This window comes from Stenotrophomonas sp., from assembly GCF_050737075.1.
In the GTDB taxonomy this organism is placed as follows: Bacteria; Pseudomonadota; Gammaproteobacteria; order Xanthomonadales; family Xanthomonadaceae; genus Stenotrophomonas.
Window position 1 is genome coordinate 1 of sequence record NZ_JBOHXV010000124.1, and the last position, 11,993, is coordinate 11,993.

Annotated in this window: 10 protein-coding genes; 4 read left to right on the plus strand and 6 right to left on the minus strand. The window is 67.9% G+C overall.

Annotated features, from left to right (window positions below):
• The first annotated feature begins 151 nt into the window (after positions 1-151).
• Positions 152-1,516: a 2-oxoadipate dioxygenase/decarboxylase HglS gene (gene hglS / locus ACREPD_RS20200; protein WP_431600965.1), complete on the plus strand. Its 1,365-nt coding sequence runs from the start codon at positions 152-154 to the stop codon at positions 1,514-1,516.
• A gap of 304 nt (positions 1,517-1,820) precedes the next feature.
• Here hglS and ACREPD_RS20205 read toward each other — a convergent pair whose 3' ends face one another.
• Positions 1,821-3,335, minus strand: coding sequence for an acetyl-CoA hydrolase/transferase family protein (locus ACREPD_RS20205; protein WP_431600966.1), 1,515 nt, complete (start codon positions 3,333-3,335; stop codon positions 1,821-1,823).
• 499 nt (positions 3,336-3,834) lie between these two features.
• Here ACREPD_RS20205 and glnE point away from each other — a divergent pair, with 499 nt between their 5' ends.
• Positions 3,835-6,693 (plus strand): bifunctional [glutamate--ammonia ligase]-adenylyl-L-tyrosine phosphorylase/[glutamate--ammonia-ligase] adenylyltransferase, encoded by a 2,859-nt coding sequence (gene glnE / locus ACREPD_RS20210; RefSeq protein ID WP_431600967.1) that lies wholly within the window; start codon positions 3,835-3,837, stop codon positions 6,691-6,693.
• Positions 6,694-6,852: 159 nt separating this feature from the next.
• On the opposite strand, the gene ACREPD_RS20215 is transcribed toward glnE, so the two are convergent.
• From ACREPD_RS20215 to ACREPD_RS20235, 5 genes are all read right to left on the minus strand, one after another.
• Positions 6,853-7,407 (minus strand): queuosine precursor transporter, encoded by a 555-nt coding sequence (locus ACREPD_RS20215; RefSeq protein WP_431600968.1) that lies wholly within the window; start codon positions 7,405-7,407, stop codon positions 6,853-6,855.
• A 77-nt stretch (positions 7,408-7,484) separates the two neighbouring features.
• Positions 7,485-8,009: a hypothetical protein gene (locus ACREPD_RS20220; protein ID WP_431600969.1), complete on the minus strand. Its 525-nt coding sequence runs from the start codon at positions 8,007-8,009 to the stop codon at positions 7,485-7,487.
• Positions 8,010-8,064: 55 nt separating this feature from the next.
• A complete protein-coding gene (locus ACREPD_RS20225) occupies positions 8,065-8,955 on the minus strand; it encodes a DUF2145 domain-containing protein (protein WP_431600970.1) in 891 nt (296 codons plus the stop codon).
• A 110-nt stretch (positions 8,956-9,065) separates the two neighbouring features.
• Complete coding sequence (locus ACREPD_RS20230; protein WP_431600971.1) at positions 9,066-9,278, minus strand: hypothetical protein; 213 nt, start codon at positions 9,276-9,278, stop codon at positions 9,066-9,068.
• A gap of 75 nt (positions 9,279-9,353) precedes the next feature.
• Positions 9,354-10,325, minus strand: a complete 972-nt coding sequence (locus ACREPD_RS20235; RefSeq protein ID WP_431600972.1) for a mitochondrial fission ELM1 family protein — start codon at positions 10,323-10,325, stop codon at positions 9,354-9,356.
• A gap of 141 nt (positions 10,326-10,466) precedes the next feature.
• Between ACREPD_RS20235 and ACREPD_RS20240 the strand changes: the two genes are divergently transcribed.
• Positions 10,467-11,057 carry a malonic semialdehyde reductase gene (locus ACREPD_RS20240; protein WP_431600973.1) on the plus strand — a complete coding sequence of 197 codons (591 nt, stop codon included), beginning with the start codon at positions 10,467-10,469 and terminating at the stop codon, positions 11,055-11,057.
• 87 nt (positions 11,058-11,144) lie between these two features.
• Entirely contained in the window at positions 11,145-11,849 is a 705-nt protein-coding gene (locus tag ACREPD_RS20245; protein ID WP_431600974.1) for a YceI family protein, read from the plus strand.
• Positions 11,850-11,993 lie beyond the last annotated feature (144 nt).

Genomic DNA, 11,993 nt, shown 5'->3' on the forward strand with positions numbered 1-11,993 from the left:
GCTCTACCCCGCCCGTAGAGCCACGCCATGCGTGGCTGCCGTGCGCCGGCCAACCTTCGGCCCCCCAATGCTGCTCTGCACCTCGCCGGCTACCGTTCGCCTGCGCGACAATGGGCGATTGCCTCCCCCGTGATCCGTTGCCGAGTACGTAATGAGCGCCGACCGTTTCGTTTCACCCGACGATATCCGCAGCCTGTTCGCCCAGGCCATGTCCACCATGTACCGCACCGAAGTGCCGCTGTACGGCACCCTGGTCGACCTGGTGGCCGAGATCAACGACGCCGTGCTCACCGCCGACCCGGCGCTGGCCGCACAGCTGGACCGCAACGACGAAACGGGCCGCCTCGCGCAGGAACGCCACGGCGCCATCCGCGTCGGCACCGCCGAAGAACTGGCCACACTGGGCCGCCTGTTCGCGGTCATGGGCATGTACCCGATCGGCTACTACGACCTCTCCGTCGCCGGCGTGCCCGTACATTCCACCGCATTCCGCCCGCGCACCGCGCCGGCGCTGGCGGCCAACCCGTTCCGCGTGTTCACCTCGCTGCTGCGGCTGGAGCTGATCGACGATGAAGCCCTGCGCGAGGAATCCGCACGCATTCTCGCCCGCCGTCGCATCTTCACCGACGAGGCGCTGGCGCTGATCGACCAGGCCGAGCGCGATGGTGGCCTGGATGAAACCGACGCGCGCCGCTTCGTCCTGGCCAGCCTGGAAACCTTCCGCTGGCACAGCGATGCCACCGTGTCGCTGGCCACCTATCACGCCCTGCACAACGCGCACCGGCTGGTGGCCGACGTGGTCAGCTTCCGCGGCCCGCACATCAACCACCTTACCCCGCGCACCCTCGACATCGACGCCGCCCAGGCCGCCATGCTCGCGCGCGGCATCGACGCCAAGGCCGTGGTCGAAGGCCCGCCGCCGCGCCGCTGCCCGATCCTGCTGCGCCAGACCAGCTTCAAGGCGCTGCAGGAAACCGTGAACTTCCCCACCGACGGCGGTGGCGACGCAGGCACCCACACCGCGCGCTTCGGTGAAATCGAGCAGCGCGGCCTCGCCCTCACCCCCAAGGGCCGCGCGCTGTACGACCAGCTGCTGAGCCAGGCGCGCGATGCCGGCGGCGATGGCAGCACCGGGCAGGATTACCCGACCCGCCTGGCGGCGGCGTTCGTGCAGTTCCCGGACGACCACGACACCCTGCGCCGCGAGGGCCTGGGCTATTACCGCTACGCACTCACCGACGCGGGCCGCGCCAACCCGGCCGCCGCGGGCGACCTGCCGGCCGAAGCATTGGTTGCCGCCGGCTTGGCCAGTGCCGACCCCATCGTCTACGAGGATTTCCTGCCGGTCAGTGCGGCGGGCATTTTCCAGTCCAACCTGGGCGGCGAAGAGCAGCGCGCCTACGCCGCGCACGCCAACCGCGATGCGTTCGAGCAGGCGCTGGGCATGAAGGTGGAAGACGAGTTCGTGATCTACGAACGCCTGCAGAAAGAGTCGCTCGACGGCCTGCGAGGTTGATTGAACGGGGCGGCCCGTTCAATCACCGCCATATGGATGCGACGCCGGTAGGGTCGCATCCCAATCGACTGCCGTGGAATTTTCCGCGTTCGGTTGTGGCATGACCTTCGGCGGGGCCGGCGTTTGTTTTTACCGACGGTCATGCGTTACCGGGCGTTGAACCGTCATCGGCAGTCGTTTGGAAACCGACCCTACCACCGGGCGCCGCGTGTGATCGTGCATCGCGGGGCGCATCCGATGATCAGGCATCGTTCGCGAACCAAAAAAAACGCCGGGAAATCCCGGCGTTTTTCGTTGCAGCGGATCAGGCCTTCATCGTGCCCGTATCCAACCACCGCTGGTGCCACGACAACGCTTCCGGCAACAGATGCGGCGTGTGCTTGCCGTAACTGTCGCGGCTGGCGCGCTCGAAATAATCGTTGAGCTGGTCGCGGAAATCCGGGTGCGCACAGTTGTCGATCACCACCCGCGCGCGCTTGCGCGGCGGCAGCCCACGCAGGTCGGCCAGGCCCTGTTCGGTCACGATCACCGACACATCGTGTTCGGTGTGGTCCACGTGGCTCACCATCGGCACGATCGCCGAAATGGTGCCGTTCTTCGCCGTCGACGGGCTTAGGAAGGCCGACAGGAACCCATTGCGCGCGAAATCGCCCGAGCCGCCAATGCCGTTCATGATCCGCGTGCCCATCACGTGCGTGGAATTGACGTTGCCGTACAGGTCCACCTCGATCATCCCGTTCATGCCGATGCAGCCCAGCCGGCGCACCAGCTCCGGGTGATTGGAAATCTCCTGCGTGCGCATGATGATGCGCTCGCGGTAGAAGTCGATGTGCTCCTTGAACGTCTCGTTGGCCTGCGGGCTCAGCGCGAAACCGGTGCACGAGGCGTAGCTCAGCACCCCGTCGCGCAGCAGGTCCAGCATGCCGTCCTGGATGACCTCGGTGAACGCGCTCAGGTCGCGGAAGCCGCTCTTGGCCAGCCCCGCCAGCACCGCGTTGGGAATATTGCCGACGCCGCTCTGCAGCGGCAGCAGGTTGGCCGGCAGCCGGCCCTTGGCGACTTCGTGCTTCAGGAAGTCGATCAGGTACTCGGCGATCTGTTCGCTGCATGCATCGATCGGGCTGAACGGGCTGTTGCGGTCCGGGCCGTTGGTGCGCACCACCGCCACGATCTTGTCCGGGTCGCAGCGCAGCGCCGTTTCACCGATGCGGTCGTTGGCATGCACCAGCGGAATGGGCTTGCGGTGCGGCGGCAGCGCCGTGCCGTAGTAGATGTCGTGCATGCCGTCCACGCCGGCCGGCTGCCACTCGTTGACCTCGACAATCACCTTCTTGGCCAGGTCCAGCCAGGTCTTGTTGTTGCCCACCGACGTGGAGGGCACCAGCGAGCCGTCTTCGCGGATCGCCGACACCTCGATCACCGCCGTGTCGATCTCGCCATAGAAGCCGAACCACACATGCTGCGCCACATGGCTGAGGTGGATGTCGATGTAGTCCAGCTTGCCCTCATTGATGCGGTTGCGCGCATACGGGTCGCTCTGGAACGGCATGCGCATCGCGATGCCATCGGCCTTGGCCAGCGCACCGTCCAGCTCAGGCGCCGTGGAGGCACCGGTCATCAGGCTGATCTGGAAGGGCAGGTCCTGCGCGTGGAACGCCTCGATCCGCTGCGCCAGCGCCACCGGCACGGCCTTCGGGTACCCCGAACCGGTGAACCCGCTCATGGCGACGGTTTCACCGGGCTGAATGAGGGCGGCGGCGGCTTCGGCCGACACCACGCGATCGCGCAGGCGCGCGTCGGCAATGCGATCTACGGACATGACGACTACGTTTTTGGGGGGGAATCTCATTATCCGCCATTGCACCCCGCATCCGGCTGCGACCAAGGTGGAATGGCGTTTCCGGGATCCACCCTTTCCTATTCAGGTAAATGAGGGCATCTGTACCCGTGAGTATTGTTTTGCAGTGCAGCGTGCAACTTGTCCGCCGAGCCTAGAAGATCGCCCTGCATCCCGACGTGGGGGAGGGAGCAGAGCCCGCTGGCAGTTCGCTGCAAGCGGGCTTTTTTATGCCTGAAATTTGGCAACAGCCCATATTCGGTCACAGCGCGGCGTGCTGCCTGGTAGGGTCGCATCCCGATCGACTGCCGTTGCATTCCCCGCGTCCGGTGGGGCATGACCTCTGACGGGGACGGCGTGCAGGTTCGCCGATGGTCATGCGCTACCGGGCGTTGACCCGCCATCGGCAGTCGTTTGGGAATCGACCCTACCGGCCCATCGCAACCGGGCGCAGCGTACGGCCCCATGCATAATCGCTCTCATGCCGATCTCCGCCGATGCCGTCCCCGCCGCCCTCGTCCCCCTGGTCGACCGCGCGTTCGCCCGCCTTGCGCTCAGCCTGAACGACTCAGGCAGCTGGCCGCCGCCGGAACCCGTGCTCGCCCAGCTGCGCCTGCTCGCCATCACCAGCGATTTCGCCATCGATACCCTGTGCCGGCAGCCCCTGCTGTTGTCGCAATTGACCCTGCCGGATTGCCCGCCGCTGCCGTTGCCCGTGCTCGACCCCCAGCAACCCACCGAATGGCCGGTGCGTCTGCGCCGGTACCGCACCGCCTGCTCCACCCGGCTGATCTGGCGCGACCTCGACGGCCTGGACGACGTTCCGGCCACCCTGGCCGGCGCCACCGTGCTGGCCGAGGAATGCATGGCGCTGGCCCTGGCCGCGCTGGAACAGGAATTCGCCGGCCGCCACGGCGTCGTCCGTGCCGCCGACGGCAGCGCCCAGCAGCTGGTGGTGTTCGGCCTGGGCAAGCTCGGGGGGGGCGAACTCAACTTCAGTTCCGATGTCGACCTCGTCTACGCCTACCCGCAGGGCGGCGAATCCGACGGCACCCGCCCGCTGGCCGCCGAGGAGTACTTCGCCCGGCTCGGCCAGCGCCTCGCGCGGCTGCTGGACGAAACCACCGTGGACGGCTTCAGCCACCGCGTCGACCTGCGCCTGCGCCCGTTCGGCAGCGCCGGGCGCGTGGCGCTGTCGTTCGCCGGCATGGACCAGTACTTCCAGCGCGAAGGCCGCGACTGGGAACGCTACGCATGGCTGAAGGCGCGCGCCGTGGCCGGCGACATCGCCGCCGGTGAAGCCTGGCTGCAGACCCTGCGCCCGTTCGTCTACCGGCGCTATCTCGATTTCACCGCGCTAGACGGCCTGCGCGAAATGAAGGCAGCCATCACCGCCGAAGTCTCGCGTCGCGACATGTTCGACGACATCAAGCGCGGCCCCGGGGGCATCCGCGAAATCGAATTCCTTTCCCAAGCGCTGCAGCTCATCCGCGGCGGCCGCGAGGCCTCCCTGCGTGAGCGTCGCCTGCTGCACGCCCTGCCGGCGCTGGTCGCCTGCGGGCAGATGGCCGCGCAGGATGGCGACGACCTGCTGCACGCGTACGCCTTCCTGCGCCGGGTGGAAAACCGCCTGCAGATGCTGCGCGACGCCCAGACCCACGCGCTGCCCACCGACCCCACCGACCGCCTGCGCATCGCGTGCGGCCTGGGCTATGCCGATTGGGAAGCGCTGGTGGCGGCACTGGATGTGCAGCGCGAGCGGGTCAGCACCGAATTCGCCGCCTTGCTCGCGCCCCGCGCCGGCCAGGCCGCACCGGACGCCCTGGCCAGCTACTGGCGCGGCCTGCCCGACAACGGCAGCGCCGAGGTACTGGCCGACGCCGGCTTCCACGATCCGCAGGGCGCCGACCAGTCGCTGCGCGACTTCGCCCAATCGCTGGGCGTGAAGTCGCTGTCCGACAACGCGCGCGCCCGGCTCGACCGCGTGCTGCCTGCGCTGCTGCATGCCGCCACCCGCTCGCCGCAGCCCGACGCCGCACTCAAGCGCGTGCTCGGCCTGCTGCAGGCCATCCTGCGCCGCACCAGCTACCTGGCGCTGCTCGACGAACAGCCCAGTGCACTCGCCCGGCTGGTCGACGTGCTTGCGCGCAGCGCGCTGCTGGCCGAGCGCCTGGCCGCCTACCCGCTGCTGCTCGACGAACTGCTCGACGTACGCGTTTCCGGCCCCATCCCCGACGCTGCCGCCATGCAGGCCGAATGCGATGCCGCGCTGGCCGTCGACGATCCCGAAGCCGCGCTGCGCCTGCTCAATGAAACCCGCCTTGCGCTCAGCTTCCGCATGGCACTGGCCACCCTCGACGGCCGCCAGCGTGCCGTGGACAGCACCCGCCAGCTGGCCCAGCTCGCCCAGGCCGTGGTGGTGAGCGCACTGGCCATGGCCGACGCCGACATGCGCCGCGCGCACGGCGACGTGCCCGGCGGGCGCTTCGCCATCATCGGCTACGGCAGCCTGGGTGGGCTGGAACTGGGCTTCGGTTCGGATCTCGACCTGGTGTTCCTGCACGACCACCCGGCCGAGCAGGACAGCAGCAACGGCGCGCGCCCGCTCGACCCGGGCCGCTGGTATGCGCGCCTGGCCCAGAAGGTCATGGCGCTGCTGGGCGCGGTCACCGCCGCCGGCCGCCTGTACGACATCGACGTGCGCCTGCGCCCGGACGGTGGCAAGGGCAGCCTGGTGTCCTCGTTGGCCAGCTACACCGAATACCAGCGCGAACGTGCATGGACCTGGGAACACCAGGCCCTGGTGCGGGCGCGCGGGATTGCTGGCGACGCCAGCCTGCTGGGCGATTTCGAAACGATCCGCGCGCAGACCCTGGCCCGCCCGCGCGAGCGCGACGTGCTGTATGGCGACGTGGTGAAGATGCGCGCACGCATGCGCGCAGAGCTGGACCGCAGCGATGCTGGGCGCTGGGACCTCAAGCAGGGCGCCGGTGGCATCGTGGATCTGGAATTCCTGCTGCAGACCGGCGTGCTCGACAGCGCCGGTGCGCACCCCCAGGTGCTGGAACCGCGCGATACCCCGAGCCTGATCGACCAGTTGGCGGGCATCGCGTGGTTGCCGGGCGGCACGCGCGATGCGCTGCATGAAGCGCATGCCGCGTTGTTGGATGTGGGGTTGGCGTGCACCTTGGATAGAAGGCCGCGGCTGGCCGTACTCACGCCGGCCCTCGAAGAAGCGCAGCGGGTAATCAGCGCCACATGTGAAGCGGCTGAACTACCCTTTGGTAGGGTCGGTTCCCAAACGACTGCCGATACCGGTGCAACGCTCGGTAACGCATGACCTCGGGCAAAAACAAACGCCTTCCCCGGCGATGTTCATGCCACAACCGAACGCGGGAAACATAACGGCAGTCGATTGGGATGCGACCCTACCGGCGTCATCACAACCAGGGTGCATGCACGCCCTGCCGATGTTCATGCCCCAACCGGACGCACCCCGTTACACCGCGCGCGGCGCCATCTTCCACAACAACGCGCGGAACGGCGCCAGCAGAAACACGCCAATCGCCAGCTTCACCGCCAGATCGCCCGCTGCCCAGCTCACCCACGGCAAACTGGACCCGGCGAACGCAATGCTCCAGAAAATCGTGGTATCCAGCGTCGCGCTGCACGTGGTGGCCACCATCGGCGCACGCCACCAATGCCCGCGCCGCAGCCGGTCGAACACGGTGATGTCCAGCAGCTGCGCCGCAATGAACGCCAGGCACGAGGCCACCGCAATACGCGGCGTCGCGATCCAGATCGACAACAGCACCGCCAACGCAAACCCGGCCCACGCCACCCGCCGCGCCGCCCCCGGACCAAACCGGCGGTTGATCAGGTTGCTCACCAGGAACGCCACCGGGTAGCTGAAGGCACCCCAGGTCAACCAGTCGTTGATCGGGAACTGCACCAGCACGTTCGACCCCAGCACCACCGCGCCCATGGCCAACACCGCCAGCAGCAGCGAGCGCAGGGTCAACGGGGCAAACGCAGGGGCAGGGCGCGCGGACATGGCGAACCAAGGGGAAGTCAGGGAAGCGGCGGATTATCCGGGCTTGGGGCGGCCACGGCCACCCCAGGCCGGTTCACTTACCAGCGTTCGCTCAGGTTGCTGGCCGCCGCATCCGTGGTGGGCAGGAACGCCAGCGCCGTGCCCTGGGCGTCGGCCACCATCCAGCCGGCACCGGCCTCGGTGGGCGTGAAGTCCAGCACATCGCCCACCTTCAGCGCCTGCGCGGGGTTCTCGTCGCGGGCCGGCCACTGCACCACCGCCAGGTCACCGGGCGCTTGCGGGTTCTTCAGCGCCACCTGGTAGGCGCCATCTGCCTGGCGCTCCACCTTCTCCACGGTGAGCGGCGGCAACGGGCCCGCTTTCGCCCCGGCGGTGCCGACGCCCTTGTCCTTGGCGGCACTGCGCCGCTCCGAGCCCTTGCCCGACTCCTTGAAGCCAGCGGCCGTCAGCCAGATCGGCGCCGTGATCACCGCGATGCTCACGTAGGCGCTGAGCGCCGCGTAGCTCACGGACTGCTGGCTGGGGGTGAAGTGCTGCGCACCGGCCTGCGGTGCTGCAACGGCCATGCCCAGTGCCACAGCCAGAATCGAATAACGCTTCATGCCAACTCCTTCTGCGAAGGCGGCACCGGCAACCGGCCGGCACCGCGAAAATGTGTCACGGCTTCGGCGCGGTCATCCCCGCCACCGGCTCGTGTGCTACCGCAAGTTCCTGCGCCAGCGCACCGCGCTGCTGCAGGAAATCGAATACCGACTCTACCGTCACCACCGAGTAGTCGCCGGAAATGCGCTCGCTGGCCGGGTGGTCGGTAGTGGCCGCATTGGCCGAAAAGAACCGTGCGCCCAGGCGCTTGCCTACCCCGATGTGCAACGAACTCGGCGCGTACAGTTGTTCCTTCAGCCACGCCTGCACCTGCGAACGGCGCACCAGCAGCGTGCCGTCGCGCGACTGTGCGATCGCCGCCGCCAGCACTTCAAGCACCCATTGGTTGGAGTTCTGGTATTCGGTGCTGAAGGGGTAGGCCACCACGCTGTAGCGCGGTTCGTGCAACGCCTTGGCCTGGATGCCCGGCGGCGTCAGCATCGCCTTCAAGGCAGCGCGCACCGCTGGCGTAGGTACGCCCACGCGCAGGTCCGTATGCGTGCCGGTTTCGCCGATGAAGTTGCTCAGCCCTTCATGGAACAGCGCGGACTCCGACGACTTGCAGTGGTTGAGCAGGTGCACCGCACGCCAGGAGCCATCGTCTTCGCGCACCACAAAGGCAAGGTGGCTATGCCGCAGGCCGTACCGGCTCAGGTCCTGGCCACCGCGCGCGATGATCACCACGTCCACGCCGTCCAGCGCTTCCAGCGTCTCGTCGGCGCGTTGGGCTACATCGAACATCGACGCCAGCGCCGCCGGGGTGGGGTGGCGCTCCAGGCATTCGGGTTGTTGCGATTGGGCCTGTGCGTACGGTGCGGCAAGCCACAGTGCTGCGCATAGCAGCGCGGGCAGCACGCGGCGGGTCATTGGCAGGTGTGAGTTCACGCGGGGGCAGGGCAGGTCCATTGCAAATCGGTCTCCAGCGGTACGGGGCCGCGCGGGCATCATACGCGGTGGGTTGGGGCAGCCGACTAACAGTCGGCTCTACCCGGTCGGCGCCACCGTCGGCGATCGGGTCAGCGGCTCAACTCGCGGGCGCAGGGCTCGCTCACCGGTACCGGCGGTTCCTGCGGCCACTGTTCCTTCTTCTGCTGGTCGGTCATCGGCGGCTGGTTGCGATACGCGGTGAGCTCCTTGTGGCAGCTCCACGACACCGCATCCTGCCCGGTGGGCATGCTCGAACAGCCGGCAATCAACACGGCCATCAACCCCAACACAGCACTGCGCATACGCACGCTCCTTCGCTGGTGAACCCTGAATCTACCGGCAGCGCATCGCCATCGGTAGCCATTCGCCGCGCGCCGTTAAGCGGGGATATCCAATGCCGCCCGTACCTGCGCGGCAATCCGCCCGGTCTCGCGCAGCGGCTCAATCGGCCCGGGGTAGCCCCAGTCCAGCCAGCGTTCCTGCAGCCGCCCGCGCGCGCGCAGTGCCTGCTGGAACGTCACCATCCGCCCCTGCGCCTGGTCCTCCAGCGCCACCGCCACCGGCAGGCGCGTGCCGCAGGCCTCCGAAAGCAGGTTCACCGAATCGGGCGACACCACGATCCGGTCGGCCCAGCCCAGCAGCCCCGCGTATGGGTTCACCCCGTCGCCGCCATCGCCCCAGATCACCCCGGGCACATCGGCGAACGCGCTGCGCAGCGCACCCACCAGCGCCGGCGGTGTACGCCGCGAGGTGGTGGCCAGCAGGCTGCCGCCCTCCGCGCGCAGCTGGTCCGCCAGCTGGCGGAATACCTGCACCATGTCCGGCTCGTGCCAGGGCGCATGCGGCGTCGGGCCGCCCACCAGCAGTGCCGTGCGCGGGCCGGGCAGCTCACCGAAGCTGGTGAATGCCGCGCGCCCCACCGTGAGCCAGTCGTCGTCCACCGGGTTCAGGCTACCCAGCAGCGTGAGCACATTGCTGCCGCGCAGGCGGTCGTGTTCGGGCACCACCAGCAGGTCCCAGTGGCGCGTGCCCAGCCGTGGATCCAGGATCTGCACCACCTTGCTGCCGCGCCGGCGCAGTTCGCGCAGCGCCCCGGCCGCCTGCCGCCCGCAGCCCACCGCCAGCGGCGGCGGATCCTGCGCCAACGTGGCAAATGCGTCGCCGTAGCCCGTGGCTGTCCCGGGCAGCCAACGCGGCGCCACCCATTTCCAGGGCGCGCGCGGCAGCAGGACCAGCGGCCGGTGCGCCCCCAGCTTCAATGCCGTGGCCAGGGCCACCGCCTGCCGCACATTGCCGGCACGGCCGTCAGTGATCGTCCAGGGCGGACTCCATCGTTTCACGTATGGCATTAATTCGTTTCAGTCAGGCTGGGTGTTGCAACAGTCGCGACACTCTACACTGCCAGCCTTCGCCGACCGCGCGGTGCCCCATAAAGGTAGCGCAGGGCGTGCGGGATTCCTTCTTATCCAACGTGTTCTTCTGGAGGCTTCATGTCCAACGTGCTCAACGATGCTGCGCTCGACCAGTTGTTCCGTACCGCCCGCACCCAGAATGACTTCCTCGACACCCCCGTCGAAGACAGCCAGCTGAAGGCCCTGTACGAACTGCTGAAGTGGGGCCCCACGGCCGCCAACTCGAGCCCGGCGCGTTTCGTGTTCGTGAAGTCGCCCGAAGCCAAGGCCAAGCTCGGCCCGGCGCTGTCCGAAGGCAACCACAACAAGACCCTGGCCGCCCCGGTCACCGTCATCATTGCCTTCGACGAAGACTTCCACGAAAAGCTGCCCTACCTGTTCCCGCATACCGACGCCAAGGCATGGTTCGACGGCCCGCGTGAAAACCGCCGTGAATCTGCCTTCCGCAATGGCAGCCTGCAGGGCGCCTACCTGATCCTGGCCGCCCGCGCGCTGGGTCTGGACGCGGGCCCGATGTCCGGCTTCGACCCGGCCAAGGTCGACGAGGCGTTCTTCAAGGGCACCACCCTGAAGTCGAACTTCCTGGTCAACTTGGGGTACGGTGATTCTTCGGGCCTGTTCCCGCGGCTGCCTCGTCTGTCGTTCGACGAAGCTGCCCGCATCGAGTAAGCATTTCCGCCGGCTGAGGCCCGTCCGTGCGGACGGGCTGTTGTACTACTTTTCCTTTTCCCTACGAATTCGAGAGAGAGACCTGACATGACCGTGACCCGCAAACTGCTCCTGCCGCTGGCCCTGACCCTGGCCATCGCCGCCTGCTCCAAGCCGGCTGAAGAAACCGCCGCCCCGGCCGCCGACGCGACCCCGGCTGCTGCCACCGCCCCGGCCGACGCTGCTGCCACGCCGGCGGCTGCCCCGGCTGCCGAAGCCATCCAGATCGCTTCGGGCACCTACAAGCTCGACCCGAGCCACACCGACGTACTGGTCCAGTGGAGCCACTTCGGCTTCTCGCACCCGACCGCCCACTTCGGCGCTGCCGAAGGCACCCTGGTGTACGACGCGGCCGACGTGACCAAGTCCACCGTGGAAGTGAAGCTGCCGCTGAGCGGCCTCAACAGCTTCACCGCCAAGTTCGACGAGCACCTGCGCAGCGCCGACTTCTTCGACGCCGCCAAGTTCCCGGCTGCCACCTTCAAGAGCACCAAGGTGGAAGCAGCGGGCACCAACAAGCTGACCGTCACCGGTGACCTGACCATCAAGGACATCACCAAGCCGGTCACCCTGGACGTCACCGTCAATGCGGGCGGCGAGCACCCGATGGCCAAGGTTCCGGCCGCCGGCTTCGACGCCACCACCACCATCAAGCGCAGCGATTTCGGCGTGGGCGCTTACGCTCCGAACGTCAGCGATGAAGTGAACATCCGCATCACCACCGAAGCCACCGGCGAAAAGCCGGCTGCGTAATCGGTAACGATCGACGCGGTAAAGCGGGGCTCTGCCCCGCTGCATCATGCAAAAATCCCGCCGAAAGGCGGGATTTTTGTTTGTACCGGAACCGATGCTCCGCACCGGTAGGGTCGGTTCCCAAACGACTGCACGTAGCGGCAC